This window comes from Cupriavidus sp. SK-3, assembly GCF_000611145.1.
GTDB lineage: Bacteria > Pseudomonadota > Gammaproteobacteria > Burkholderiales > Burkholderiaceae > Cupriavidus.
In genome coordinates this window covers 86,103-112,940 of the sequence record NZ_JFJV02000285.1, presented here as the reverse complement: position 1 = coordinate 112,940, position 26,838 = coordinate 86,103, and the positions used below count along the sequence as shown (strand labels likewise).

General features: G+C 66.5%; 25 protein-coding genes and 1 pseudogene. 9 read left to right on the top strand and 17 right to left on the bottom strand.

Annotated features, from left to right (window positions below; all coding sequences use genetic code 11):
• Nucleotides 1–65: 65 nt before the first annotated feature.
• Both CF70_RS31845 and CF70_RS31840 read right to left on the bottom strand, forming a co-directional pair.
• On the bottom strand, nucleotides 66–320 hold the full coding sequence (locus CF70_RS31845; RefSeq protein ID WP_035875243.1) for a hypothetical protein: 255 nt from the start codon (nucleotides 318–320) through the stop codon (nucleotides 66–68).
• Complete coding sequence (locus CF70_RS31840; RefSeq protein WP_051649319.1) at nucleotides 317–1,168, bottom strand: inositol monophosphatase family protein; 852 nt, start codon at nucleotides 1,166–1,168, stop codon at nucleotides 317–319. The genes CF70_RS31845 and CF70_RS31840 overlap by 4 nt, the downstream gene beginning before the upstream one ends.
• 101 nt (nucleotides 1,169–1,269) lie before the next feature.
• Here CF70_RS31840 and CF70_RS31835 point away from each other — a divergent pair, with 101 nt between their 5' ends.
• The 4 genes from CF70_RS31835 to CF70_RS31820 all read left to right on the top strand — a co-directional run bounded on the left by CF70_RS31835 (nucleotide 1,270) and on the right by CF70_RS31820 (nucleotide 3,576).
• The gene (locus CF70_RS31835) at nucleotides 1,270–2,007 is read left to right on the top strand and encodes a helix-turn-helix domain-containing protein (RefSeq protein ID WP_035875238.1); all 738 of its coding nucleotides are present in this window, start codon (nucleotides 1,270–1,272) and stop codon (nucleotides 2,005–2,007) included.
• Nucleotides 2,008–2,107: 100 nt separating this feature from the next.
• A complete protein-coding gene (locus tag CF70_RS31830; protein WP_035875236.1) occupies nucleotides 2,108–2,386 on the top strand; it encodes a hypothetical protein in 279 nt (92 codons plus the stop codon).
• A 164-nt stretch (nucleotides 2,387–2,550) separates the two neighbouring features.
• Nucleotides 2,551–3,255: a glutathione binding-like protein gene (locus tag CF70_RS31825; protein WP_035875235.1), complete on the top strand. Its 705-nt coding sequence runs from the start codon at nucleotides 2,551–2,553 to the stop codon at nucleotides 3,253–3,255.
• A gap of 24 nt (nucleotides 3,256–3,279) precedes the next feature.
• On the top strand, nucleotides 3,280–3,576 hold the full coding sequence (locus CF70_RS31820) for a cupin domain-containing protein (RefSeq protein WP_035875233.1): 297 nt from the start codon (nucleotides 3,280–3,282) through the stop codon (nucleotides 3,574–3,576).
• 24 nt (nucleotides 3,577–3,600) lie between these two features.
• Here CF70_RS31820 and CF70_RS36385 read toward each other — a convergent pair.
• The 5 genes and pseudogenes from CF70_RS36385 to CF70_RS31800 all read right to left on the bottom strand — a co-directional run.
• A pseudogene (locus tag CF70_RS36385) lies at nucleotides 3,601–3,741 on the bottom strand (CoA transferase); the annotation flags it as partial.
• Nucleotides 3,742–4,098: 357 nt separating this feature from the next.
• On the bottom strand, nucleotides 4,099–5,649 hold the full coding sequence (locus CF70_RS31815) for a UxaA family hydrolase (protein ID WP_035875230.1): 1,551 nt from the start codon (nucleotides 5,647–5,649) through the stop codon (nucleotides 4,099–4,101).
• Nucleotides 5,650–5,693: 44 nt separating this feature from the next.
• On the bottom strand, nucleotides 5,694–6,890 hold the full coding sequence (locus CF70_RS31810) for a fumarylacetoacetate hydrolase family protein (RefSeq protein ID WP_051649317.1): 1,197 nt from the start codon (nucleotides 6,888–6,890) through the stop codon (nucleotides 5,694–5,696).
• A gap of 29 nt (nucleotides 6,891–6,919) precedes the next feature.
• Nucleotides 6,920–8,224 carry an MFS transporter gene (locus tag CF70_RS31805; protein ID WP_035875228.1) on the bottom strand — a complete coding sequence of 435 codons (1,305 nt, stop codon included), beginning with the start codon at nucleotides 8,222–8,224 and terminating at the stop codon, nucleotides 6,920–6,922.
• 66 nt (nucleotides 8,225–8,290) lie between these two features.
• Nucleotides 8,291–9,607 carry an L-fuconate dehydratase gene (locus CF70_RS31800; protein WP_035875225.1) on the bottom strand — a complete coding sequence of 439 codons (1,317 nt, stop codon included), beginning with the start codon at nucleotides 9,605–9,607 and terminating at the stop codon, nucleotides 8,291–8,293.
• A 153-nt stretch (nucleotides 9,608–9,760) separates the two neighbouring features.
• Between CF70_RS31800 and CF70_RS31795 the strand changes: the two genes are divergently transcribed.
• Nucleotides 9,761–10,756, top strand: coding sequence for a LysR family transcriptional regulator (locus CF70_RS31795; RefSeq protein WP_200876842.1), 996 nt, complete (start codon nucleotides 9,761–9,763; stop codon nucleotides 10,754–10,756).
• 55 nt (nucleotides 10,757–10,811) lie between these two features.
• Here CF70_RS31795 and fusA read toward each other — a convergent pair whose 3' ends face one another.
• A complete protein-coding gene (fusA, locus tag CF70_RS31790) occupies nucleotides 10,812–12,881 on the bottom strand; it encodes an elongation factor G (protein WP_051649315.1) in 2,070 nt (689 codons plus the stop codon).
• Nucleotides 12,882–13,498: 617 nt separating this feature from the next.
• On the opposite strand from fusA, the gene edd reads away from it, so the two are divergent.
• The gene (gene edd, locus CF70_RS31785) at nucleotides 13,499–15,325 is read left to right on the top strand and encodes a phosphogluconate dehydratase (protein ID WP_035875223.1); all 1,827 of its coding nucleotides are present in this window, start codon (nucleotides 13,499–13,501) and stop codon (nucleotides 15,323–15,325) included.
• 10 nt (nucleotides 15,326–15,335) lie between these two features.
• On the opposite strand, the gene CF70_RS31780 is transcribed toward edd, so the two are convergent.
• The 5 genes from CF70_RS31780 to CF70_RS31760 form a co-directional block, all read right to left on the bottom strand.
• Nucleotides 15,336–16,514, bottom strand: coding sequence for a porin (locus tag CF70_RS31780; RefSeq protein ID WP_081862459.1), 1,179 nt, complete (start codon nucleotides 16,512–16,514; stop codon nucleotides 15,336–15,338).
• A gap of 155 nt (nucleotides 16,515–16,669) precedes the next feature.
• Nucleotides 16,670–17,554: a mechanosensitive ion channel family protein gene (locus tag CF70_RS31775; protein WP_035875320.1), complete on the bottom strand. Its 885-nt coding sequence runs from the start codon at nucleotides 17,552–17,554 to the stop codon at nucleotides 16,670–16,672.
• Between the two features lie 35 nt (nucleotides 17,555–17,589).
• Nucleotides 17,590–18,108, bottom strand: coding sequence for a hypothetical protein (locus CF70_RS31770; RefSeq protein ID WP_235185292.1), 519 nt, complete (start codon nucleotides 18,106–18,108; stop codon nucleotides 17,590–17,592).
• Between the two features lie 22 nt (nucleotides 18,109–18,130).
• The gene (locus CF70_RS31765; RefSeq protein WP_081862458.1) at nucleotides 18,131–19,090 is read right to left on the bottom strand and encodes an asparagine synthase-related protein; all 960 of its coding nucleotides are present in this window, start codon (nucleotides 19,088–19,090) and stop codon (nucleotides 18,131–18,133) included.
• A 499-nt stretch (nucleotides 19,091–19,589) separates the two neighbouring features.
• Nucleotides 19,590–20,843, bottom strand: a complete 1,254-nt coding sequence (locus CF70_RS31760) for an MFS transporter (protein WP_035875219.1) — start codon at nucleotides 20,841–20,843, stop codon at nucleotides 19,590–19,592.
• 334 nt (nucleotides 20,844–21,177) lie between these two features.
• Between CF70_RS31760 and CF70_RS36825 the strand changes: the two genes are divergently transcribed.
• Nucleotides 21,178–21,327 (top strand): hypothetical protein, encoded by a 150-nt coding sequence (locus CF70_RS36825; RefSeq protein WP_160172317.1) that lies wholly within the window; start codon nucleotides 21,178–21,180, stop codon nucleotides 21,325–21,327.
• Here the strand turns inward: CF70_RS36825 and CF70_RS31755 are convergent.
• Nucleotides 21,321–22,220 carry a LysR family transcriptional regulator gene (locus CF70_RS31755; RefSeq protein WP_035875216.1) on the bottom strand — a complete coding sequence of 300 codons (900 nt, stop codon included), beginning with the start codon at nucleotides 22,218–22,220 and terminating at the stop codon, nucleotides 21,321–21,323. The genes CF70_RS36825 and CF70_RS31755 overlap by 7 nt on opposite strands.
• Before the next feature lie 242 nt (nucleotides 22,221–22,462).
• On the opposite strand from CF70_RS31755, the gene CF70_RS31750 reads away from it, so the two are divergent.
• On the top strand, nucleotides 22,463–23,236 hold the full coding sequence (locus CF70_RS31750) for a sulfite exporter TauE/SafE family protein (RefSeq protein ID WP_235185291.1): 774 nt from the start codon (nucleotides 22,463–22,465) through the stop codon (nucleotides 23,234–23,236).
• Nucleotides 23,237–23,281: 45 nt separating this feature from the next.
• Here CF70_RS31750 and CF70_RS31745 read toward each other — a convergent pair whose 3' ends face one another.
• From CF70_RS31745 to CF70_RS35505, 3 genes are all read right to left on the bottom strand, one after another.
• Nucleotides 23,282–24,856, bottom strand: coding sequence for a peptide chain release factor 3 (locus tag CF70_RS31745; protein ID WP_035875308.1), 1,575 nt, complete (start codon nucleotides 24,854–24,856; stop codon nucleotides 23,282–23,284).
• Nucleotides 24,857–24,992: 136 nt separating this feature from the next.
• Nucleotides 24,993–25,958, bottom strand: a complete 966-nt coding sequence (locus CF70_RS31740) for a YihY/virulence factor BrkB family protein (RefSeq protein WP_051649323.1) — start codon at nucleotides 25,956–25,958, stop codon at nucleotides 24,993–24,995.
• 109 nt (nucleotides 25,959–26,067) lie between these two features.
• Entirely contained in the window at nucleotides 26,068–26,235 is a 168-nt protein-coding gene (locus CF70_RS35505) for a DUF1328 domain-containing protein (RefSeq protein ID WP_035875210.1), read from the bottom strand.
• Between the two features lie 252 nt (nucleotides 26,236–26,487).
• On the opposite strand from CF70_RS35505, the gene CF70_RS37135 reads away from it, so the two are divergent.
• The gene (locus CF70_RS37135; RefSeq protein ID WP_200876841.1) at nucleotides 26,488–26,655 is read left to right on the top strand and encodes a hypothetical protein; all 168 of its coding nucleotides are present in this window, start codon (nucleotides 26,488–26,490) and stop codon (nucleotides 26,653–26,655) included.
• Nucleotides 26,656–26,838: the final 183 nt, after the last annotated feature.

Below are 26,838 nucleotides of genomic sequence, written 5' to 3'. Positions count from 1 at the left end.
GGGTGAAACCGCCTTTGACTTTAAGCCTTTGCAGTTGAAGCCAGGCAGCCACTGTCAGCCAACCGTTAGCCCACCCCATCAATCAACACCGCCAACCCAGGATCCCGCGCAGCAAAAACATCAAACACCCCCATCGCCCTCAACCCCGGCAACAACCCCACCAAATCCTCCCGCGCCGCCGCCCGCCGCCCCGCATCCTCCCCCGGATCATTCATCACCCGCCAGCTAATCAAAAACGCCCCCACGCTACCTTTGCGCACAGTCACGCCATTCACCTCCACCACATCCACCCCATCGGGCAGCAACGCATCCGGCTTCATGCGCCCTCTCCCGACAGCGCCGCGTTCAGCACGCCATGCATGGCCGCCCCGGCTGCCACAATCCCCTGGCAACCCCAGGTCAGTGGCTTGCCATCGAGCGCCGTCACCGCGCCGCCCGCCTCCCTCACCAGCAGGACACCGGGCAACCAGTCGTAATAGTCCTGTCCACACTCCCAGTAGCCATCGAGCGCGCCGCGCGCCACCAGTGCCAGCAACAAGGACGTAGGCCCGTACACACGCTGGCCGAACACCTGCGGCAACATCCGGCCAAAACGGTCAAGGAAATCCGCCGTATCGCTGCGCACCTGCCCCGGCCAGTTCGGATGCGCCGTGGCAATCAGCGCCGTCGTCAGCGCCGAGCGCGCGTTGGCCCGCAACGGCTGGCCATCGCAATCGGCGCCCTGCCCTGCCACCGCGCGATAAGTGCGGCCGGTGGCCGGATCGTGCACCAGCGAGAGGACCGGATCGCCCCGCACCACCAGGCACAGTGCGATGGTCCAGCCCGGCATGCCGCTCAGGTAGTGCAAGGCCCCGTCGATGGGATCGCAAACCCAGTAGGCGTCGGCAAATTCCGGCGCCTGCTGCTCGCCGCTCTCCAGCTCCCTGTCGGAAAACGGGATCTCTGGCCAGCGCTCCAGCAGGGCTTTTTTCAGCACCGAACCCACGGTGCCGCTGTGGTGATCGAACGCCACGCGCAACGCGTCGAAATCGGCCGGCGCGCTCAGCGGTTGCCCGGTACGCAGCCACCGGCCCTGCCCGGCGAGCAGGGCGGTCAGCATTTCGAGCACGTCGGGCACCGGCTGGCCAAGGCGTTCGGAGAGGGTTGGCGTTTTTACGTTGGCATTCACGATGGATCGCTCCTGGGGTGGTTGGTGCAGCCAGTCTAGGCACTTGCCGCACTGCCAACTAACGATAGAATGCCAACTTATGTTCGAAACGGGCCAAACCGATGCCGCTACGAGAAATCCGCCCGCTCGCGCACGGCGCCTCGCGCGAGCAAGTGCCGCATCAGCATGCGCAGGGGCAGTTGTTTACGGTGAAATCCGGCGTGGTCGTGATCGAAGCCGGCGGCGGCCGCTGGCTGATGCCGACCGGCTGTATCGGCTGGGTGCCGCCGTACGAATCGCACGGCGCGAGCATTCACGGGGCAATGACCGGCATGAGCCTGTACTTCGACGAGGCCTGGAGCCGTGCCGCGATGCCTGCGGCGCTCAAGGTGGTGCGGTTGTCGCCGCTTCTGGCGGCCTTGCTCGACACGCTGGTACAGGCCGGCCCGCCAGCCGGGCCGGTGCGCGAGCATTACCTCGCGGTGTTTGCCGATGACTTCACCCGCCAGCCTGCGCAAACCCTGTTCCTGCCCATGCCGCAGGAGCCGCGCCTGCTGCGCATGGCCACCGCCTTGCTGGCAAACCCCGACGACAACACCGCGCTGGATGGCTGGGCGGCGCGCATCGGCATGGCCCGGCGCACGCTGACGCGCCACTTCCAGGCCGACACCGGCTGGAGCCTGGCGCAATGGCGCCAGCAAATGCGCATGCTCGCGGCCATGGAGCGGCTGGTTGCCGGTGAAAGCGTCACCGCCGTGGCGCTCGGGCTGGGCTACACGAGCGTCAGCAGCTTTATCGCCTTGTTCCGGCGCTACACGGGCACCACGCCGCGCGCCTACCTGGCGATGGGCAAGGATTGAATGGCGCCGCGCGCAAACCTTGCGCAACGCACATGCAAGCAGCAACGCACCCTCTCTTGTATGCTACGGCTATTGCCGCCGACGATGCCTGACCCGCGCCATGAGCCACAAATCACGCAGCCTCCTGCAGTCCATCTTCAGCCACCCGCTGAGCAACAACATTCATTGGCGCGAAGTCGAGTCCCTGCTGCAGCAACTGGGGGCGAGCGTGGAGCCGATCCAGGGCGCGCGCTTCCGGGTTGTGCTCAACGAGTACGAGTTTTACCTGCACCACCCGCATCACGGCAATGTGTGCGCCAAGCAGGAAATCAAGCACCTGCGCGATTGCCTCGTGGCCGCCGGCATCACCTCGCCGGACAACGGCGACAAGCCGAAGTGAACCTGCGCCTGCCCGGACAGGCGTCGCGCCGGCGATCTCCCGCCCTACCCCGCGATGATGACCATCGGCATCGAGCCGTCACGGCTTGAGCCAATCGATCCTCCTCACCGCATCAGCCAAACCAGCCCAGCCCACCCGGCCCAACCCGGCCAGAACGGATTTCCATGACCAATCTCTCCGCATTCCTCGTCACCAACAAATGGCCGGCCCTGCGTCCCGAGCGGATCCAGCTCTATTCGCTGCCCACGCCGAACGGCGTCAAGATCTCGATCATGCTGGAGGAGACCGGGCTGCCCTATGAGCCGCACCTGGTGCGCTTCGACGCCAATGACCAGTACACGCCGGAATTCCTGTCGATCAGCCCGAACAACAAGATTCCCGCCATCCTGGATCCCAACGGCCCTGGCGACAAGCCCCTTGCCCTGTTCGAGTCCGGCGCCATCCTGATCTACCTGGCCGACAAGAGCGGCCAGTTCATCCCGCAGGACGCCGCCGGCCGCTACGAGACCATCCAGTGGCTCATGTTCCAGATGGGCGGCATCGGCCCGATGTTCGGGCAGGTTGGGTTCTTCAACAAGTTCGCCGGCAAGGAGTACGAGGACAAGCGCCCGCGCGACCGCTATGTCGCGGAGGCGAAGCGCCTGCTTGCGGTGCTGGATGGCCGCCTCGCGGACCGGACCTGGATCATGGGCGATACCTATACCATCGCCGATATCGCCACCTTCCCCTGGGTGCGCAACCTGATCGGCTTCTACGAAGCCGGCGAACTGGTCGGCATCAAGGATTTCCCCCACGTCACGCGCGCGCTCGATGCCTTCCTTGCGCGTCCCGCCGTGGCCAGGGGGCTGGATATCCCCAAGCGCGGCTGACCCCCCGCACCTGGAGACACGCTTGTGCCGCTGATTCAGTTTGACGCCCTTGCCTCCGGTCTGCCGGCCGCCTGGAAGTCCTCCGTCGTGGGGCAGGTCGGGACCGCCCGCATCAAAATCCTCAGGATGGATGAGCAGGCGTACGAAGCCGAGACGCACGACTACAACGAAGGCCTGTTTGTCGTGAGCGGACAGCTCATTTTGCAAACGGAGGGCGAAACCGTCGTGGTCCGGCCCGGAGAGATGTATCTCGCCCTGGCCGGCATCGCGCATGCCGTGCTGCCCGGCAGCCACGGGACACTGGTGATCGTCGACGTCTGAATGCGGATGGGGGCCCGCGGCGCTGAGCAACTGGTTCACTTCCTCCACCGTGCGCGTGGCGGACCATCCCTCGATGCATGCCCGCAGGGCGCCCTCCGCGTTGCAGCGCGAGTGGTCGTCGGCGAACCGCGGATCGGCCGCCAGCTCCGGCTGGCCGATCGGCATTGCCGATGGGCCTGACGCTCGCCGAGGAACTCACCAGGCCGCTTGACGGTTTTCGCCGGCAGTTGTCCGGTCAGCCATCCTCCGTTCTGGTTGGCGCATTCATCTAGGACGAGTTGATCGGCACCTCCGCCGTCTCGCGACTGGGCGGCAACCTATCGGACGCGGACCGGGTCAAGCTCCCGTTGCGCGCATGCACTTCTGTTCGCTGAGTGCCAGGCTTCGAAGTACAGCCTGCGCGATACAGACGAGGTGGCTGCATTTTTGAAGCTTGCGTCGTCTGCAAGGATGGGCTGAAGGTTTCCCTTGAACGGGTCGGCAATGGTCCGGGCCGCGTCGGACAGCGGGCGAGCCAGGAACTCAGGTCACCGCCCCGATCTGCCAGGGCACGAACTCATTCTGCCCGTAGCCATGGATCTCGCTCCTGGTGCGCTCGCCGGAAGCCACCCGCAGCATCAAGGCGAGAATGCGTTCTCCGACCTCGTCAACGGTCTCCTCGCCATCCGCGATCGTGCCGCAGTTCAGGTCGAGATCGTCCCGCTGCTTGCGCCAGACGGCGCTGTTGGTGGCCAGCTTCAGCGATGGCGTGGGCGCGCACCCATAGGCCGAGCCCCGCCCCGTGGTGAAGCAGATCAGGTTTGCGCCGCCGGCAACCTGGCCGGTTGCCGATACCGGGTCGTAGCCCGGCGTATCCATGAAGACGAGCCCCCTGCTCCGGACGGTTTCCGCATACTCCAGCACATCCGTCAGCGGGCTATTGCCGCCCTTGGCGACCGCACCGAGAGACTTCTCCAGGATGGTCGTCAGCCCGCCCGCCTTGTTGCCGGCCGAGGGATTGTTGTTGAGATTCGCATCGAGCCTGGCGCAATAGGCTTCCCACCAGCGGATGCGCGCGAGCAGCTTCTCGCCCACCGCGCGCGACACGGCACGCTGGGTGAGCAGGTGCTCGGCGCCGTAGATCTCCGGGGTTTCCGACAGGATGGCCGTGCCGCCCTGGCCGACGAGGCGGTCCACGGCATTGCCCAGCGCGGGGTTGGCGGTGATGCCGGAATAGCCGTCGGAGCCGCCGCATTGCAAGCCGACCACCAGGTGCGCGGCGCTGACGGGCTCCCGTGCCACGCGATTGGCCTCGGCCAGCATGGCCCTGACCTGTTCGACGCCGAGCGCGACGGTGCGTGCCGTTCCGCCCGCTTCCTGGATCACCGCCGTGCGCAGGCCGGGCTTGCCGGCCAGTCCTTCGGCGGCGAGCAGGTCGCCGATCTGGTTGGTCTCGCAGCCGAGCCCGATAAACAGCACCGCCGCGAAATTCACGTGCCTGGCGTAGCCGGCCAGGGTGCGCCGCAGGATCGCCAGGCCCTCGCCCTGCGAATCGATGGCGCAGCCGCCGCCGTGCGTGAGCGCCACCACGCCATCCACCATCGGGTAGTCCGACAGGGCTTCGGGATGGATATCCCGGCGGAAGTGGTCGGCGATCGCCCGTGCCACGGTCGCAGAGCAATTGACCGAGGTCAGGATGCCGATGTAGTTGCGCGTGGCAACGCGCCCGTCGGCTCTCCGGATGCCGAGGAAGGTGGCCGCGCCCGCGCTCGCGGCCGGCTCGGGGGCGGCGTCGCCAAAGCGATAGTCGCGGGCAAACTCGACCATGCCCAGGTTGTGCGTGTGCACGTGCTGTCCCGGCTCGATCCGCTGCGACGCGATGCCGATGATCTGGCCGTAGCGGCGCACCGGCTGGCCGCTCTCGATGCGGCGCAGCGCGATCTTGTGCCCTGGCGGGATCATGCCGGCGACGGTCACGCCCTCGTCTCTCAGGAGCGTGCCGGGAATCAGTTGCTGGCGTGCGATCACCACGTCGTCCGCCGGACTCAGTTTGATGGTGGGTGAAAGCCATTCCCTCGCGGCGGGTGACTGCATGGTGGTTCCTCTTGCTCTCAAGATGGCGAAATGAAGGATGGCGCTTACAGCGGATTCGACAGCAAGCCTCGCGCGGCGAGATTGTTCACCAGCGCGCGAATGCCGAAGGTCCAGGGTTCTGCCCGGTCCGCCAGGTTGACGCGGTTGCGCAGCGTGCCGAGCCTGGGGCTGCGAATGGTGACCACGTCGTCCAGCTTGTGCGTGAATCCGCAGCCGGGCGCATCGCGGTCCTCGGTTGGCGCGAACAGGGTGCCGAGGTACAGCATGAAGCCGTCGGGATACTGATGGCAGCGGGAGGCGGCCTGCGCCACCAGGTCGAGCGGGTCCCGGCTGATCTTGCTCATCGAGTTGGCGCCGCGGAGCACGAAGCCGTCGCCGCCCTCCACGCGCAGCTGGATCTCCTCCGCGCGCACATCGTCCATCGAGAAGGTAGCGTCGAACAGGCGCAGGAAGGGGCCGATGGCGCAGGAGGCGTTGTTGTCCTTGGCCTTGCTCAGCAGCAAGGCGCTGCGGCCCTCGAAGTCGCGCAGGTTGACATCGTTGCCCAGCGCGGCGCCCAGCACCGTGCCGGCGCTGTTGACCGCGAGCACGACCTCGGGCTCGGGGTTGTTCCAGGTCGACTCCGGATGGATGCCGATATCGGCCCCCGTGCCCACTGCGGCCAGCACGGGGGCCTTGGTGAAGATCTCGGCATAGGGGCCGATGCCCACCTCGAGATACTGCGACCAGAGCCCCTGCTTGATGAGCAGTTGCTTCAGCGCATCGGCTTGCGCCGAGCCGGGGCGTACGGCCGCGAGGTTGTCCCCGATCAGGGCCTTCACCTCCTGGCGCACGGCATCCGCGCGCGACGCATCCCCGCCCGCCTGCTCCTCGATGACCCGCTCCAGCATGCTTGCCGCGAACGTGACGCCCGCTGCCTTGATGACCTGGAGGTCGCACGGCGCCAGCAGATGGGGCTGGCTCGCATCCCGCGCGGGGCGGCCGGTATTGCGGAGGATCTCCGCCAGGCTGCCGAGCCGCCGGCCGGGCGCGCGCCGGACCCGCTCGGCCGGTGCATCCAGTTCGAGCAGCCCGCTGATGGTGCAGGCCAGCTCCGACAGATCATAGACACCGTCGTCGCGAATCGCGACGACCGATGGACCGGAGATCCGCCCGGGCACCCAGGCCCGTCCCACCAGGGTGCCGGCGCAGCCGTCGTCGGGCAGTGCATCCGACAAATCGAGAGCGGTCAGTGTTTCCATATGCGATGTAGTCTCCAATGCGTGCCGGATCAGGCTTGTTCGTGTCCCTGCCGCAGCCGGGTACTGATCAGCGCGGCAACCACAAGCAGGCCGGCGATCAGCAACAGTCCGTTGTGGGTGCTGCCGGTGGCTTGCTCGATCAGGCCCATCATCGAAGGGCCGAAGAAGCCGCCGAACAGGCCGCACGTGGTGACGAACGCCAGCCCCCCTGCCAGCGCCGTGCCGCTCAGGCGGCTGGAAGGGAAGATAAAGAGAACAGATTGCACCACAAACAGCATGAACGCCGTCAGCGAGAAGCCGATCAGGCCGATAAACGAATTGGACATCGCGGCCACCACCAGGCCGGCGGACATCGTCAGGAGCCCGATGAACAGCATCCGCCGGCAACGCTGCGGCGTTGTCGCCAGGCGGGGCAGAATCGCGGCGCCGAGGGCAGCCGCCACCCAGGGCACGGAGTTGAGCGCGCCGATCTCCAGCGGTGACAGGCTGGCGTAGGTCGCGATGATGCCCGGCAGGAAGAAGATGACCGTGTAGATGGTGATCTGGTGGCAAAAGTACACGGCGATGGTCAGCCAGATCTGCGGATCGCGCAACATCTCCGTGAAGCGGTGCTGGGACGCTCCCGAGCCCTGCTCCGCGTCCAGCCGCGCCTGCAGCCGCTGGCGTTCTTCCAAGGTCAGCCAGGGTGCGCTGCCCGGACCATCCGGCAGGGTCTTCCAGACAACATAGGCGAGCGCCAGGGTCGGCAGCCCTTCGATGATGAACAGCCACTGCCAGCCATGCAGGCCCATCAGGCCGTCCATCTGCAGCAGCGCGCCGCCCAGCGGGCCGCTCAGGATGTTGGCGACGCAGACGCCCAGCAGGAAGTAGCCGGTGGCCCGGGCCCGCTGCTCGCGGTCGAACCAGTAAGTCAGGTAGAGCATGACGCCTGGGAACAGGCCCGCCTCGGCAACGCCGAGCAACAGCCGCATGACGTAGAAGCTGGTCTCGCCCTGCACGAATGCCATGCCTGCGGAAAGCAGGCCCCAGGTGATCATGATGCGGGTGATCCAGAACCTGGCGCCCACCTTGTGCATGATCAGGTTGCTCGGGACTTCGAACAGCGCGTAGGTCAGGAAGAACAGCCCGGCGCCCAGGCCATAGGAGGCCGCCGACAATCCCACGTCGATCCCCATGCTGGCCTTGGCCAGGGCGATATTAGTGCGATCGAGGAAACTGATCACGTAGACAATCACAAGCAAAGGCATCAGCTTGCGAATGAGTAGTTTGTTCAGGCGCTGCGCGTCGTCGGCCAAGGGCTCAACGCGCGCCGCGACAGCATCGGCAGTTAGCATGGGGTCTCCTGATATCGGTGTTTTATTGATGTTCTTCTTGTGCTGGCGCGCCAGTGCCGCCGCGGCTCAGGCCGGGCCGAGGCCGGCCCAGACCGGTCCGTCCGGAAAGCGGTAGCGCTCAAGCGTGCCGGCATGCATCTCGATGCTGTAGCCCGGGCGCTGGGGCGGCATATAGCGGCCGTTGCGAATCACTACCGGCTCGATGAAATGCTCGTGCAGATGGTCGACGTATTCGAGCACGCGGCTTTCCAGCGAACCCGATACCGCGATGTAGTCGAACAGCGAGATGTTCTGCACGTACTCGCACAAACCGACGCCACCGCCATGCGGGCAGACCGGGATGCCGAACTTCGCCGCCAGCAACACGACGATCAGCACCTCGTTGAGACCGCCGAGGCGCGCGGCGTCAAGCTGGCAAAAATCCAGCGCCTGCGCCTGGAACATCTGCTTGAACATCACGCGATTGTGGCAATGCTCGCCAGTGGCCACGCCGATGGGTGCAATGCGCTTGCGGATTTCAGCGTGTCCGAGGATATCGTCCGGGCTGGTCGGCTCTTCGATCCACCAGGGATCGAAGGCCGCGAGGCGGCGCATGGCGTCGACCGACTGATCCACGCTCCAGACCTGGTTGGCGTCCATCATCAGCGTCCGCTCCCAACCGATCTCCTCACGCAGGATCGTGGCGCGGCGCATATCCTCCTCCAGATCGGCGCCGACCTTCTGCTTGAAGTGCGTCCATCCCGCCGCGACGGCATCGCGCGCCAGCTGGCGCATCTTCTCCTCCGAATAGCCCAGCCAGCCCGCGGCGGTGGTGTAGCCCGGGTAGCCTTGCTCGAGCATCTGCGCCTCTCGCCGTGCCTTGCCCGGGGCCTGGCGGCGAAGCAGCGCGATCGCTTCCTCCGGCGTCAGCGCGTCCGTCACGTAGCTGAAATCCAGGCAGCGGACCAGTTCTTCAGGCGTCATGTCCGCCAGCAGCTTCCATACCGGCTTGCCGGCTGCCTTTGCCCACAGATCCCAGACGGCGTTGACGATGGCCGCGGTGGCAAGGTGAATCACGCCTTTTTCCGGCCCCAGCCAGCGCAACTGGCTGTCGCTGGTGGCAAACCGCCGCCAGAAGGCGCCCATGTCCGAGGTGATTTCCTCGAGGGTCAGGCCAACCACCAGCGGGGCCAGGGATTGCACAGCGAGCACGCAGATCTCGTTGCCACGGCCGATGGTGAAGGTCAGCCCGTGGCCTTCCGTGCCTTGCGGGGCATCGGTATGCAGCACCACATAGGTTGCCGAATAGTCCGGAGCGGCATTCATGGCATCGGAGCCGTCAAGGGTTCTGGACGTCGGGAAGCGAATGTCGTGGACGCTGAGGTGGGTAATTCGAATAGGCATTTGACGCTCGGCTGATTGGTTGTTGGGGCCGTCAGGGACATCCTGGCCATCTGGGACGCGTCGACTGTACAGCCCCTATTGATACCTGCATAATCGTGCTTTCATATATATCGATACCAAAATTGGTATCTATTCGATGTGAAGCCAACCGATGTGAAACCCGAGCCCACCGAACCCTCCGCGGAATCGGCGAAAGCGTTCGCACCGCTGAAGATCTCAAGCCGGCAGATCGCCTTGATCAACGCGCTGGCGGAACACCGCAACCTTCGCCGGGCCGCGGCGGCCATGCACACCACCCAGCCGGCGGCGAGCCTGTTGCTGCAGCAGCTTGAGGAAAGACTCGGCGTGCAGTTGTTCGAGCGCCTTCCGCGGGGCATGGAGCCGACGCTCTACGGCGAGGTACTGATCCGTTTCGCCCAGGGGGTCACGCACGAATTCGGCCATGCTGAAGCGGAAATCGCGGAACTGGGCCGCGGCGCCTCGGGCCTGGTGCGGATCGGCACCGTCATGGGTCCGGTGCCGACGATCCTGACGCGCGGGCTGCTGGCGTTCAAGGCCGCTCACCCGAAGGTGCGGATTGCCATTGAGGTGGGGACCAGCGACACCCTGCTGCCGTCGCTGATCCGCGGGGACTTCGATGTGGTGCTGGGCCGCTTGCCCGACCGGCTCAGTCATCCGGACCTGGACATTGAATTGTTCGAAAGGGGCGAGCAGATGCGGGTGATCGCGCGGCCGGACCATCCGTTGACCAGGCTCGATCCACTGGCGCTGCGCGACCTGGTGCCGATGACCTGGATTCTTCACCCCGTGGGCAGCCCGATGCGGCTGAGAGTCGAGAGTGCGTTGACGCAGGCGGGCATGATCGATGCCCTGGATATCGTCGAGACCGCGTCCATTCTTGCCGCCACCGCCATGATGGAAACCTCCGACATGATTTCCGTGGTGCCGAACGACGTTGCGCAGTATTACGCGCGTTATGCGATGGTCTCCGTGCTTCCCGTGGAGTTGCCGGTGTCGATGGTCAATCTCGGGCTGCTGACGCGGCGCTCGCGTCCGATGTCGGCGGCGGTACGCGGCGTGCTCAGTTATTTGAAGGAGTACGGGAGGGACGCCGAGGTTGGCAGCCCCGATCCGGGAAGCCGGCGCTGAACAAGAAAGAAGAAGGCGGACACCAGACTGGTGCCCGCCCGTTCAACGGCTGCCGTCAGATGGCGATCTCCGCCACCGCCTTCGCTGGCGCCACCGCATAGTGATCGAACTGCATCGCAAAGCTTGCGCGCCCCGAGGTCAGCGCGCGCAAGCTGCCGATATAGCCGAACATGCCGGCCAATGGCACATGCGCCTCAACCACGGCCGTGTTGCCGCTGCCATCGCCGCCGCGCTGCGACTGCCCACGCACCAGGCCCCGGCGCCGGTGCATGTCGCCGATCACGTCGCCGACATGATCCGCGGGCGTCACCACCTCCACGGCCATCACCGGCTCCAGCACCATCGGCTGCGCATCGCGCGCGGCTTCGCGGAAGGCCGCCGCCGCCGCGGTCTCGAAGGCCAGCGCCGAGGAATCGCGCTCGTGGTAGCTGCCGTCCAGCAGGGTGGCCTTGAAATCGACCACCGGGTAGCCCGCGAGCACGCCTTGCGCTGCCGCGCGGCGGATACCGGCTTCCACCGACGGCACGAACTCGCGCGGTACCGCGCCGCCGGTGATGCGGCTCTCGAACCGCAGGCCTTCTCCACGCGCCAGCGGCTCGAAACGCAGCAGCACTTCCGCGAACTGGCCCGGCCCGCCGCTTTGCTTGCGATGCAGATAGCGCGCATCGGCGGCGCGGGTCAGCGTTTCGCGATAAGCCACTTGCGGGCGGCCTACGGTCACCTCCACGTTGAACCGCGTGCGCAGTTTTTCCAGCGTGACTTCCAGTTGCAGTTCGCCCATGCCGGACAGCAGCGTCTGGCCGCTCTCCGGGTCTTGCCGCAGCCGCAGGCTCGGGTCCTCCTGCACCAGCACCTGCAAGCCGCGCGACAAGCCAGCCTGGTCCGCCTGCGATTTCGGCTCGATGGCCACGTCGATCACCGGTTCGGGCGACTCGATGCTCTCCAGCACCACGGGATGCGCCGGATCGGTCAGCGTGTCGCCGGTGATGGTGGCCTTGAGCCCGACGATCGCCACGATATCGCCCGCCACGGCAACATCGCGCTCCTGCTTCCGGTCGGCATGCATCTCGTACAGCCGGGCCACGCGTTCACGCTTGCCGCTGCCGGCATTGAGCACGGTGTCCCCAGCGGCAAGCCTGCCGCGATACAGGCGGACGAAGGTCAGCGTGCCGTGCGCGTCGTGCACCACCTTGAAGGCAAGCGCCACCAGCGGCTGGTCCGCATCCGCGCTGACTTCATGGCGATCCACCTCGCCGGGTGCCGGCAGATAGGCCGTCACCGCGTCGAGCAGCGGCTCCACGCCCTTGTTCTTGAAGGCCGATCCCGCCAGCACCGGCACCACGGCGCCGGAGATCGTCGCACGCCGGATGGCCGCGCGCAGCGCGTCCCCGGCCGGCACGCGGCCGGCGAGATAATCCTCGAGCAAGGCATCGTCATGCTCGGCCAGGGTTTCCAGCAAACGTTCGCGCCATACGGCCGCCTGCTCCCACTGCGCGGCCGGCACGGCCTGCGTCACGTATCCGGTCGTGCCCGCACCGCCCTGCCAAAGCAACGCCTGCATGGTGACGAGATCGATCACGCCAGTGAAATCGCCCTCGCTGCCGATGGGCAACTGCAGCACGAGCGGCACCACGCCGAGGCGGTCCTCGATCATGCCCACCACGCGCAGGAAATCGGCGCCGGTGCGATCCAGCTTGTTGACGAAGGCGAGGCGCGGCACGCGATAGCGGTCCGCCAGGCGCCAGTTGGTTTCCGTCTGCGGCTCCACGCCGGCCACACCATCGAACACCACCACAGCGCCATCGAGCACGCGCAGCGAGCGGTTCACTTCGATGTTGAAATCGATGTGGCCCGGCGTATCGATCAGGTTGATCTGGTGCTCGCGCCAGAACACGGTGGTGGCCGCGCTGTTGATGGTGATGCCGCGCGCCTGCTCCTGCGGATCGAAATCCATGGTGGCGGCGCCGTCGTGCACCTCGCCCAGCCGGTGGCTGGCGCCGGTGTAGAACAGGATGCGTTCCGAGGTGGTGGTCTTGCCGGCGTCGACGTGGGCGATGATGCCGATGTTCCTGAGGTTTCTGCGTTCGTTCCTGCGTTCGTTCGTGCGTTCTTTTCTGCTTTCCATGATGGGCTGCCTACAATGCAAACACCCTGGCGGGTGTGTGCCTGCCAGGGTGTCTTGGGTCCCTGGGAGGCGATCTGCGAGGCCTCCCGGACTGCATGTGCGGCCGGGAGGCTATGGGATCGCTTGCGGGGCGGCGCCGGCATGCCGCATGCGGCACGCAACCTTCTCGGTGGCTACGCCAGCCGACACCGTTACCGCACCAAGGGACGAGCGCAAGCTCCCGTTCCCTTGGCCGGTTTGAATCGTGGCGATCAGCTTGTCGTAGGTACGCATGGCGTGTCAGATGGTGGCGAAACAAAAAAACAAAACCCCGGAGGGCCTGCGGGCCGTCCGGGGTTGGCGATATGCTGTTTCGTCACTCCCGGAGCCGGCCTTGCAGCCTTCCGGGCGGACGCTCGGAAGACTAGGCGTGAATAGCCAGCAGCACGCGTTCACCGTAAGGTGCCGCGGCAAACACTGCGATGGCGGTGCGTTGCGCTGCTTGCTTCATGTTGCCTGAACTCCAGAGAATGGAGCGGAGTCTAGCACTTGCAGGAAAAACTTGCAGCGCACCATACGTGCACCCCGCCCCAAAGTGCGCTAGGCTGAAAAACGACATCCCCACGCAGGAGATCCCCATGCCAAGTCACCCAGTCCTGGAACGGGTCACCGCCCGTATCGTGGCGCGCAGTGCTGGCACCCGCCAGCCCTACATGGACCGCACCCGCGCCATGGCGGGGCAGAAGGTGGAACGCGCCCAGCTCTCGTGTACCAACCTGGCGCACGCCGTGGCGGCCATGCCAGAGCAGGCCAAGATCCGCCTGAAGGCGCAGGAGCGCCCCAACCTCGCCATCGTTTCGTCCTACAACGATATGCTGTCGGCGCACCAGCCGCTGGCGGAGTATCCGCAATGGCTCAAGGAGGCCGCGCTGGAAGCGGGCGGCACCGCGCAGTTCGCTGGCGGCACGCCCGCCATGTGCGATGGCGTGACGCAGGGTCAGGACGGCATGGATCTCTCGCTGTTCTCGCGCGATGTCATCGCGCTGTCCACGGCGGTGGCGCTGTCGCACCAGATGTTCGACGGCGCGCTGTACCTCGGCGTGTGCGACAAGATCGTGCCGGGGCTGGTGATGGGCGCGCTGTCCTTCGGCCACCTGCCGGCCATCTTCGTGCCCGGCGGACCCATGACCACGGGCATCGGCAATGAAGAAAAGGCCCGCGTGCGCCAGCGCTATGCCGAGGGCAAGATCAGCCGCGCCGAGTTGCTGGAGGCGGAGAGCCAGTCCTACCATGGCCCCGGCACCTGTACCTTCTACGGCACCGCCAACTCCAACCAGATGCTGATGGAGATCATGGGCCTGCACCTGCCCGGCACCGCCTTCGTCAATCCGAACACGCCGCTGCGCGAGGCGCTCACGCGCGAGTCCGCGCGGCAGGCGCTGCGCCTGGTACATGGCGGCGAGCGCTATACGCCCGTGGCCGACGTGCTCGACGAGCACGCCTTCGTCAACGGCATTGTCGGCCTGCTGGCCACCGGCGGCTCCACCAACCACACGCTGCACCTGGTGGCGATGGCACGCACCGCCGGCATCGTGCTGGGCTGGGACGATTTCGCTGAACTATCGGAAGTGGTGCCGTTGCTGGCGCGCGTGTACCCCAACGGCAGCGCGGACGTGAACCAGTTCCAGGCCGCAGGTGGCCTGCCCGTGGTGATCCGCGGCCTGCTGCAGCTCGGGCTGCTGCATGACGATGTCACTACGGTGGTGGGCAAGGGGCTGGCGGACTACACCCGCGAGCCGGTGCTGCGCGATGGCAGGCTCACCTGGATCGACGGGCCGGAAGCGCCGCTGGACGACAGCGTGGTGCGCTCTGCCAGCCAGCCATTCGCGCCCGAGGGCGGCATCAAGCTGCTCGACGGCAATATCGGCCGCGCGGTACTCAAGATCTCGGCGGTCAAGCCCGAGCACCATGTGGTCGAGGCCCCCGCGCTGGTGTTCCATACGCAGGATGCGCTGATCGACGCCTTCAAGCGCGGCGAGCTGGAGCGCGACTTCGTCGCCGTACTGCCATGGCAAGGGCCGGCCGCCTGTGGCATGCCGGAGCTGCACAAGCTCACGCCTACGCTGACGGTGCTGCAGGAGCGCGGTTTCCACGTGGCGCTGGTGACGGACGGGCGCATGTCCGGCGCGTCGGGCAAGGTACCGGCCGCCATCCACGTCTGCCCCGAAGCACTGAGCGGCGGCGGCATCGCCCGCGTGCGCGACGGCGACCCGATGCGCGTGGATGCGAACACCGGTGTGCTGACGGTGATGGTGCCGGAAGCGGAGTGGGCCGCGCGCGACGTGACGCCGCCCGATCTCACCGCCAACCGGCACGGCGTGGGACGCGACCTGTTCGCGAACTTCCGGCGCCATGTCAGCACGGCCGAGGCGGGCGCGTGCTCGCTGTTCGCGCAGGAGGGCTGAAGCGCGCCGCTTAGAAACTATGGCTGATGCCGGCACCAAACCCGGTGCCGCCACTGGCCTGCCGGCTGTGGCGATACGACACCGCGCCATACAGCGTGGTGCGTTTCGAAAGCGCATAGTCCAGCCCGCTGGTGACGTAACCGGTCGTGCCGGCGTGGCCGTAGCCCTGGAAATCCCGCGCGCCGGAGAGCTTCAGCGTGACGGCGCCCACGCGCCAGTTCACGCCGAGGGTAGCCGCGCTGCGTTTCGCGCTGGCATCGCCGAGAAACGCCTGACTGGCGGCGCTCAGATGCGTCTGGCTATACGACGCCATCAGCCGCACCGCGCTGAAGGCGTAGGCGAGCCCGGCAAACCAGGTGTTGTCGCGGGCCGAATTGCGCTCGGCGGTGAGCATGGCGGACCACGGTCCCGCGTCGTAGTTGAGCGAAGCGGCCAGCGGCCGGGTGCGGTCCCGGTTGCCGGCGGCATCCGGCGTCTCGTTCTTTTCCACGCCGGCGGAGACGTGGACATGCACGCCGCCCCATTTCGGCGAATCGTAGAACACCCCGTTGTTCAGCCGCGAATATTCGCCCGCCGGACCGTTGCGGTACGGATCGGTGCGATAGGACGGGTGGTACACAAACCAGGCCACCGAGCCGACGCGATTGAAGTTGTCCCAGCTGTCGTACTGCCAGTCGTATTGCCACATCGGGGTGAGCGCGCGGCCAAACCGCAAGTCGCCATAGGGCGATCGGATGCCGACGGTGGATTCGCCCTGGAAGTACGGCGTGGCACCGCTGGCTTCAAGGCGTCCGTCGCCCATGTCAAAACGTGTCTGCAGGTTCATGGTGGCGGCCCAGCCGCCGCCCAGCGGCTCGCTGCCGCGCAGGCCGAAGAAGCTGCGCTGCATGGTGCCGAGCTGGACCGGCTGTCCCGGCGCCGGGCGGAAGATGCCGGCATCGGCAAAGCCATACAGCGTGAGGCTGCCCTGCGCGTGCGCCATCGATGCGGCCGGGGCCAGTACGGCGGCGCAGGCGAACGCCGGCAGGCAGCGCGCCAGTGCGCGCTTGCGGCGCAGGCCGGGGGAAAATGCGCTTTCGCATGGCGGCGCCACGGCGCGAAAGCGCGGGGATATATGTGATGGGTTCCGTGTGGGGTTCAGTGCGGGCGTGGAGTCAAACGTCAATGCCAGTTCCAGATTTGAATACATGCCAGGGCCCGCCGCTCGGGCAGCGGGCCCTGGACACGCGTGAGCGCCCCAAAGGGGCGAAAGTGCGGCGGCATCACGAGGGCGCGCCACAAAACAGAATCGCCGCCGGGGGCGTTTGCGCGCCCCGGCGGCGGAAAGCGATCAGGCCAGACGGTTCAGCTCAGCCTGCGCGCGGCATCGGCCACGGCGGGCACCGCGAGTTGCGCATCGTCGGGTACGCGCAGTTCCTGCACCGGCACGGCGATGGCGCAGCCGGCGGCTTCCAGCGCCAGCTTGATGCGGTGGTAGAACGCGAAGCGTACGGTCCAGTAATCCCCGGCGGCAAGCCAGCAGCGCACATTAAGCGTCACGCCTTGCGCCGCGTAATTGATCACCATGACCTCGGCGGCCGGGTCCGCCAGCACGCGGTCTTCCGCGGCGAGCATGGCGCGCAGCGCATCGAGCGCGGCCTGGATATCGGCGCCGAAGGTGACCGTGACCTCGATATCGAGGCGGCGCGTGGGGTTCTCGCTGTAGTTGGTGATGGCGCTGCCCCAGATCTTGCCGTTGGGCACGCGCAGGCAAACCCCGTCGAAAGTGGTCAGCTCGGTCATGAACAGCCCGGTTTCGCGCACCGTGCCCGCCACGCCCTGGGCATCGATGTACTGGCCCACGCGGAACGGCCGCAGCAGCACCAGCATGATGCCCGCGGCGATATTCTGCAGCGTACCTTGCAAAGCCAGCCCGATGGCGAGGCCGGCGGCGCCGAGCATGGCGATGATGCTGGCGGTCTGCACGCCAAATTGCGACAGCACCAGCACAATCGTGATCACGCGCACGATCCACTGCGTGACGCTGGCCAGCATGGGACGCAAGGTGGCATCGACGCGCGGGCGGTCGAATGCGCGCAGCACGGCGGCGCGGGCACGGCCCGAGATCCACCAGCCCAGTATCAGGATCAGGACGGCAGCGATGCAGTTCAGGCCCTGCTGCACCACCAGTTGCAGCAGGTAGGTCCAGGCTGCTTCCAGCTTTCTGGGCTCGATGAAGTTGAGGTCCATGGATTCGGCTCCGGCAATCAAATTGGAAAGACTGGTCATCCGCGGCTCACGATGCCGCGCCGGCGGTGCGCCAGTTCGCCTGCGTCAGGCAACGGCGTTTCGCTGCGCGCGAGCTGGTCCCAGTTGGCGGGTTGCGTGTCCACCGCCTCGTTGTATACGTGGCCCGAAGCCAGCAAGGGCACCACCGAGCGGCGATGCCGGCCGCTCTCGGTAAACAGCGTCACGCACCCGCCTTCGGCCCAGCGGCTGGACCAGGTACCGATGGGCGCGAGCGCCAGGCGGCCGTTGGGCTTCACTTCGCGCACCATGGCGCCAAGCGTATCGAGATGGGCGACGATAGCGCAGTCGGGGCCGAGCCCGGCTTGTGCGCGATTGCCGCGCAGCGTGGCGCGGATGGTGCCGCGCCGGGTGAGCTGGTACGGAATGTCCAGGTTGTCGAGCATGCGCGCGGTGTAGCGCACGATCTCCTCGGTCAGCCCGGCGGGACTGGGGATGGCGAGCAACTCCAGCAGCGTGGTCTTGAGGTAGTAAGGGTCGATTGTCAGTGTCTGCATGCGGGCGGGTTCATGGTTCGGTTCAGGAAGAAGTTGGTACGGAAGACACCAGGTCGGAGTACCGGAACTCCTCACCAGCCTCGCCGTCCACGGTTTCGAAGCCGATGGCGTAGGTGCGCAGGTCGGGCGTACCCGTTTCTGCGGGCAAACCGGTGATCAGGCTGGAGTCGACCCCGCCGGACAACAGCACGCCCACCGGCACATCGGCCACGGTGCGGCGGCGCACGGCGTCGCGCAGCGTGGCGCGCCTGAGATCGCGCCAGGCCTCGAACGGCCGTTGCAGATCGTCTGGTTTCCGGCTGAAATCCAGCCGCCACCAGGTGCGGCTGTCGGTGCGGCCGTCGGGCTGCACCGACATATGCGTGGCCGGCGGCAGCTTGCGCACGGCTTGCAGGATGGTGTGGGGCACGGGGACCGCGGCGTGCAGGCTCAGGTAGTGATGCAGCGCTACGGGGTCAAGCGTGGTGTTGATATCGCCGCCGGCCAGCAAGGCTGGCCGCGTGGAAGCAAAGCGCAGGCGCTGCGGCGTGGCCGAGTAGTACAACGGCTTGATGCCCAGGCGGTCGCGCACCAGGTGGGTCACGCCGGAATCGCGCTCCCACAGGGCGAAGGCGAACATGCCGGCGAAGCGGTCGAGCGCGGCCGGCCCCCATGCATGCCACGCCTTGATGATGACTTCGGTATCGCCGCTCGAGGCAAAGCGGTAGCCCTGGGCGGCCAGTTCTTTGCGCAACGCTTCGTGGTTGTAGATCGCGCCGTTGAACACGACGCCCAGGCCCAGTTCGTTGTCGATGAAGGGCTGGTGCGCGCGCTGCGACAAATCCATGATGCGCAGCCGGCGATGGCCGAAGGCACGGCTGCCCAGGCTGAACAGGCCTTCTCCGTCGGGGCCGCGCGGCGCCTGGTCGCGCGTCATGACGGCGACGACGTGCAGGTCGGCCATGACCTGATCGAAACGTAATTCTCCAGCAATGCCACACATGTCCGGACGCTCTCCTGTCACTGGCGGTATCGGGACGTCCAATGGGACTGCCAAAGCCCAAACACCGCGCCGTCTATTGTTTTCTCATGGCGCGGTGTTCTGGTCTGCCCGCGACCGTCTGACCGGATGTCTGACGATCACCTACAGTTGATTGAAATTGGGGATACTTTCAGGACAAATGAGCGGGGCTTTGGTTTCCCCGAATTACGCGGAGGCAGGCTGCCGAACCGGCGCGAGCCCTTGGTGGACAAGGGCTCGCGCCGGTTCAAAAAAATTCGCCTGAGTGCCATTTCAGATACTTTCATGCGTGCATGGCATCGCGCTGCAAAGCGGCGCAAGCAGCATATTTTCGGCGCACGCGGCATGGTGCGGGATCGGAGAGTGGCGCATTCCGGGGCCCGGACGGCGCCGTCGAGGCACGCAGAATTGGGTACGCTTTGGGTGCGGGAGGCGCAATCAACCGGTGCGGCCGGACCGCAGGGCGCCGCCCGGCCGGCGTTCAGGCCGTCAAAGGGTGATCGTGCAAGCGGTCGCGCGAGGCCAGCGAGGGGAACAGGCGCATCCACACCGCCACGACCACCAGTGTGCCGATGCCACCCAGCAACACCGCGCCGACCGGCCCGAGCAGTGCGGCCGTGACGCCCGACTCGAACTCGCCAAGCTGGTTGGATGCCCCGATGAACACGGAGTTGACGGCCCCCACGCGCCCGCGCATATCGTCGGGCGTATCGAGCTGGACCAGGGTGGACCGCACCACCACGCTGATCATGTCGGAAGCGCCGAGCATGACCAGCGCGGCCATCGACAGCGGCAGCCAGTGCGAGACGCCGAACACCATGGTGGCCACGCCGAACACGGCCACCGCGCCGAACATCACGCGTCCCACGCGGCGGTTCATCGGGTGATGTGCCAGCCACAGCGCGGTTACCAACGCGCCGACGGCGGGCGACGAGCGCAGCAGGCCAAGGCCCCAGGGCCCGGTGTGGAGGATGTCGCGTGCATAGATGGGCAGCAGCGCGGTGGCGCCGCCCAGCAGCACGGCAAACAGATCCAGCGAGATCGCGCCGAGCAGCACCGGACGGCTGCGGATATAGGAGAAACCGGCAAACAGCGTGGCGATGCTGACCGGCGTGGTCAGCCGCTGCGCGGCCTGGCGCAGCTTGAGCACGCTCACCAGGCAGGCGGCCACGGCGAACAGCGTGGCGCTGATGGCGTAGACCACGCCGGGGCCGGCCACATAGGCAAAGCCGCCCAGCGCGGGGCCGATGATGATGGCCGTCTGCGTGGCGGAACTGGACAAGGCCACTGCGCGCGGAAGCTGGCGCGGCGTGACCACGCTGGGCAGCAGCGCTTGCAGGGTCGGCGTCTCGAATGCGCGGGTGGCGCCGATCAGGGCCACGAAGACAAAGATGTGATCGCGCGTGATCCAGCCCTTCAGGCTCGCCACCGCCATCGACACCGCAATCAGCGCTTCCAGCGTCTGGCAGGTCCGTACGATCAGGCGCCGGTCGAAACGGTCCGCCACATGGCCTGACACCAGCAGGAGCATCACCGAGGGCAGGAACTGCACCAGGCCCACCATGCCGAGCATGAAGGGATCGCGGGTGAGGTCATACATCTGCCAGCCCACGGCCACCGTGAAGATCTGATAGCCGATGGTGGTGCACAGGCGGGCAAACCAGAACAGCCGAAATGAAGGGTCGCGAAAAACAGAGTCCGGCGCGGTGGCCGGAGCAGTAGCAGGGGTCGGCATGGATGGCGGTGATGACGGGGCGGGCGGCGAGGCAAAGCGCTTGCTTGCCTCACTCGGCGGGAAACGCTGAAAAGCGCCTGAAACGACTCGCATAGCAGCCAAAACCACGCACCGGCTACCGGGCCGTTTCCCAGGCAATTTCCCAGACCAGTTCCCGCAAGTTTCGGATTCTATCCGAGCCCCGCGATGCATGCAGGCGCATGCATCGCGTCCGTGCGCCACCACCATGTATCAACAATGATGCAATATCGCTACAGAGCGAAAAAATGCGATTTGCTTCGAGAATCATTCGTATTAATAATGCGCCACTCGATGCGGCGGCACCCCTGGCGCCGTGACCGCACCCGATGCCGCAAGCGCACCGCAGGCCACTGGCGCTTTCAGCGCCGAAAGCACGCTCAATACCGTTACGGTGGCAGGCAACAGGCTCGATAGCCCCAATGACGCCAAGTTCTGGGCCAGCCAGGCCTCGCTGGCTTATTGAGCAGGCAGCGCCGCGCGCAGGCGGCTGGCCAGCGCCGCGGCGGCTGGCGCGGCATCGCGCCGCGACAGCAACACCACGCGCGTGTCGCAGCCGGCATCGGCCAGCGGCACGAAGCGCACCCCCGGCGGCGCCATGCGCCCGAGCGAAGCCGGCACCAGGGCCACGCCAAACCCGGCCTCCACCAGCGCCAGTTGCGACAGCTTGCGCGAGATCGCCGCGGCGGCCCGCGGGTAGAAGCCGCTCTCCAGGCAGCACTGCGCCACGCGCTGGCTCAGGCCGCCGCGATCCGGATGCGGCAGCGACACGAAAGGTTGCTCCCGCAAGGCCTCCAGCGCGATTTGGTCCTCCCGCGCCAGCGGGTGCGCGCAGCTTACCGCCAGTTCGAGACGTTCGCTGTAGAGCGGATCGACGTTGACGCGGGGCAGCCGGCGCAGCAACGGCTCGCGCGCCAGGCCAAGATCGGCGCGGCCTTCCTCGATCTCAAGCGCCTGCTGTTCGCTGGACGCCTGCGAGACTTCAAGGCGAATCCCCGGATGGCCGGCCTGGTACTCGCGCAACACTGCCGTGCAGGCTGGCGTCAGCGGCACCGAACTCGAATGCAGCAGGCGCACCGTGCCCTGTTCTCCGCGCTCGACCTGGCGCGCCTGCGCCGACGCCTCGGTCAGCTCGGCCAGGATGCTGCGGGCGGCTTCATGGAAAGCGCGGCCGGCCGGCGTGGTTTCCACATGGCGCGCCTTGCGCACCAGCAGCACCACCTGCAACATGGCCTCCAGTTCCTTGATCTGCCGGCTCAGCGCCGACTGGGCAATAAAGAGCCGCTCGGCGGCCAGGCTGAAACTGCCGGCATCGACGATTTCCACGAAATAACGCAACTGCTTGAGGGACGGGCTCATTCAGGGACAGGCTCATTGGAGGACGGGCTCATGCCCGGCCGGGTCGTGCGCGGGGCCGCGAGCCGGGATTGCGGACTGCGATGACGGGATTGGCGCCGCCCCGGCGCAGTGTGCCATGGCGCGGGCGCCGCGCCCAGCACCCTGCCATGCCGCTTTGCGATGGATCGCGGGGCGCTTTGATATTGGTCCGCCGGTGGGCGCGTCCCTATGCTGTGGGGCACGCAACCCAGACTCAGCCTATCGTGGAACTCCCCTCCCTTTCCTTCCTGCTCCCTGGCTTTTCCCTGCCGGCCTACCTCGCCATGTGCCTGGCAATTACCGGCGCTTATGTGATCTTCGGCATGGCGGGCTTTGGCACCGCGCTGGTGGCGGGACCGCTGCTGGCCTACCTGATCCCGGTCAGCCAGATCGTGCCTCTGCTGGCGCTGATGGACTGCAGCGCCGCCGCCTTTGCCTTGCTGCGCGATGGCCGCGCCGCGGACCGCGCCGAGCTTGGCCGCTTGCTGCCCTGCATGCTGGCCGGCAGCCTGGCAGGCGCCGCGTTGCTGCTCAAGCTGCAATCGGATCTGCTGCCGCTGCTGCTGGGCATGTTCGCCATGGCCTACGCGGTCTGGTCGCTTGCCGGCAGGCGCCCGGCGGGCTTCACGCCGCGCGCGGCGCTCCCTTTCGGGCTGGGTGGCGGCATCTGCTCGGCCATGTTCGGCAGCGGCGGTTTCCTGTATGCGATCTACCTGTCGGGACGGCTGGGCAAGGACGCGATGCGCATGACGCAATCGACGCTGATCGGCGTAAGCACGCTGACGCGGCTGGTGCTGTTCGCGCTGGCGGGAGTGTATGCGGGCGCGGCCATCCTCAAGCTGGCGCTGATGCTGGCGCCGGCAATGGCGCTGGGCCTGTGGGCCGGGCGCAGGATCACGCTGCGCTTGTCGCGCGAGCAGTTCCTGCGCATGGTCAATGCGGTGGTACTGTGTTCGGGCGGCGCGCTGGTGCTGCACTTCCTGCTGCGCGTGAACTGACGAACGCCGCCCGGGGCGGGCGGCGTTCGTCCATGACACCCGGCCTCAGACGATCTCGCGCGTTTCCATGAACTGCAGATTGGGAAAGCGCTCCTGCGTCAGGCGCAGGTTGACCATGCTGGGCGCCAGGTAGACGTGGTCGCCCGCGCCGTCGAGCGCCACGTTGTGGCCGGCCTTTTCGATCAGCTTGTCGATCTCCGCGGGATCGCCCTTGAGCCAGCGCGCCGTGGCGCAATCGTGCGACTCGAAAATCGCGTCGACGCCGTACTCATGCTCCAGGCGGTGCGCCACCACGTCGAACTGCAGGATACCCACGGCGCCCAGCACCAGGTCGTTGGAAGCGATCGGGCGGAACATCTGCGTGGCGCCTTCCTCGGCCAGCTGCTGCAAACCCTTTTGCAGTTGCTTGACCTTCAGCGGGTTGTTCAGTCGCGCGCGGCGGAAGAACTCGGGCGCGAACGAAGGAATGCCCGTGAACTTGAGCGCTTCGCCCTCGCTGAACACGTCGCCCAGACGGATGGTGCCGTGGTTGGGCACGCCGATGATGTCGCCGGCATAGGCCTCTTCGGTCGTATTGCGGTCCTGCGACATGAAGGTGATGGCGTTATTGATCGCCATGGTCTTGCCGGTGGACACGTGCAGCAGCTTCATGCCGCGCTCGAAACGGCCCGAACACACGCGCACGAAGGCAATGCGGTCGCGGTGGCGCGGGTCCATATTGGCCTGGATCTTGAACACGAATCCGGTGAACCTGGGCTCCTGCGGCTCCACCACGCGCGACTCGGTATGGCGCGCCTGCGGCGGCGGCGCCAGCGCGCACAGCGCGTCGAGCAGCGATTGCACGCCAAAGTTGTTGACGGCCGAGCCGAAATACACCGGCGTCTGCTTGCCGCTGAGGAAGGCGTCCTTGTCGAAGGCATGCGAAGCGCCGCGCACGAGTTCGATCTCGATGCGCAGTTCCTCCGCCTGGCTGCCCAGCACGCGGTCCAGCTCCGGGTTGTCCAGCCCCTGGACGATGGCCGAGGTGCCCTTGTCGCCGTGCGGATCGAACAACTGCACGCGGTCGTCGATCAGGTGGTACACACCGCGGAAAGACTTGCCCATGCCGATCGGCCAGGTCATCGGCGCGCACTGCATCTTCAGCACGTCCTCGATTTCGTCGAGCAGCTCGATGGGCGAGCGGCCTTCACGGTCGAGCTTGTTGATGAAGGTGATGATGGGCGTGTCGCGCAGGCGGCAGACATTGAGCAGCTTGATGGTCTGGGCTTCGACGCCATTGACCGAGTCGATCACCATCACAGCGGAGTCCACCGCGGTCAGCGTGCGGTAGGTGTCTTCCGAAAAGTCCTCGTGGCCCGGCGTATCGAGCAGGTTGATGATGTTCTCCTGGTAGGGGAACTGCATCACCGAGGAGGTCACCGAAATGCCGCGCTGCTTTTCCAGCTCCATCCAGTCGGAGGTGGCATGGCGGTCGGCCTTGCGCGCGCGCACTTCGCCCGCGACCTGGATGGCGCCGCCGAACCACAGCAGTTTTTCGGTCAGGGTCGTCTTACCCGCGTCAGGGTGCGAAATGATGGCAAAGGTGCGACGACGCGCAATTTCGGATACGAGCGAGCTCACGGCAGTGGATTCGGCAAACAGAAGATGAAATAAGGGCCCGGGGCGCAGCGGACCGGCGCCAGGGGCCGGCGCGACCATCAGCTTGCGGTCGGGGGCCGGGCACTGCGGGCATGCACGAAGGGAATCGGGCCGTATTTTACCGGTTCGCGGGACCAGCGGCGCGAGGATCGGGCGGCACGCCGCCGCTTTGCCCTCTCAGGCTGCCGAATTGCAGCGCGTACTGGCGAGTGAGTTCGGCACCGAAGAAGAAAATTTGCGCCGAATAATACACCCACAACATCAACGCCACCACCGAGCCGGCCGCGCCGTAAGACGTAGCCACGGCACTATTGCCCAGGTAGAGGCCAATCAGCCGCTTGCCCACCGCGAACAGCAGGGCGGTAATGACAGCCCCCATGATCACATCGCGCCAGGCGATGCGCGCGTTGGGCAGCATCTTGAAGATCACGGCGAACAGCAAAGTGACCACGCAAAAGGAAAATGCCGCAGAGAGCGCTTCGGCGACCGGCGCAAACCACGATTGCGTCCACAACTGCCCCCAGAAGCGGTCGATCACGGCCAGCGCGGCATTGACGATCAGCGACACCAGCAACATGAAGCCCAGCACCAGCACCAGGCTGAACGACAACAGACGCGCACGCAGCAATTGCTGCCAGCCCGCGCCTTGCGGCACGGGCGCTTGCCAGATCTCGTCCAGGCTGCCCTTTAGCTCGGCAAAGGCGCTGGTGGCGCCGACGAACAGGATGCCGGTGGCGATAGCGGCGGCCACCCCGCTACCGCCGGCGCGATGCGTGGCGGCAAGGATTTGCTGGACGGCCGCCGCGCCCTGGGCGCCGACCAGGCCCTCGATCTGGGCGAATATTTCGCCGCGTGCCGCCTCCGCGCCGAAGAAGAGGCCGGCAATGGAAATCACCAGCACCAGAATCGGTGCCATCGAGAAAAGCATATAGAAGGACAGCGCCGCGCCCTTGCTGGCGGCACGGTGCGCCAGCCACGAGCGTATCGCGGCCAGCACCACGCTGACCGTGTGCGCGGCGGTATGGCGATCGGGCAACCAGCTGCCATTGCCGCCCGGGCGTTGCCTGGGCGGCTTGTGGTCCAGGGACCGGTCGGGGGAATCAGCTGGATTCACGCGTGGATCCCGTTATTGATCGGCGCCGGCGAGCGGCCCCGCAGGAGCGGGGCCATGAGCGCCGTTGTCATAGGCGGCGCTAGCGCCGGTCCTTGCTCAGGCCCCATATCAGCGACACCATGAACAGCACGATGAAGATGAGGAAGACAATCTTGGCGAACGCGGCCGCCCAGGCGGAAATGCCGCCAAAGCCAAACAAGGCGGCAATCACGGCAATGACGAAGAAAACCATGGCGTAGCGCAACATGATGCGACTCCAATGCAGTCACTCCCGTCTTGTTCTCCGCTCCAGGGTTCATGATACCGCCCATCGCACGCTTTGCCCAAGCCGCCCGCGGCCCGGTTTTGGCCCGATCCCGGCACCAGCAGCTAGACTGAAAGACGGGCAAGGCGCCATTTCGCCGCGCGCGCACGGCGCCACCGGACCGTTGAGCGCCATCCCCAACGTGCAAGCTCCGTCCTCCAGCACGCAACCCTTTGACAGTCGGAAGGAGGCACCATGAACAGAAGGACCATCCGCCGCCTTGGGACCGCCGTCTTCCTGGCGCTCGGCCTGCTCGCCGCCGCTGGTTGCGAACGCAGCCAGCCGGGCCCCAAGCCGATCTCCAGCGGACTCGCGCAACAAGCCGGCGGCACAACGCCGGGCCTGCCAGGCGCGCCAGCCTGAGCGCATCGCCAGCTTCGCAACCACGCAGGGCAGGCCGGCGTGGCCGGTGCGGCCGGCGTGGCACCCATGCTCCTGCAAGCTCAGGGCGTACCCGTTTCTGCGTAGGGACCATCGCACCCCCGGACGGCGTTGCGCGTGGCAAAACGGGGGCTGCGGGGCACAAAAGCGGCCGGCAGCAAAGGC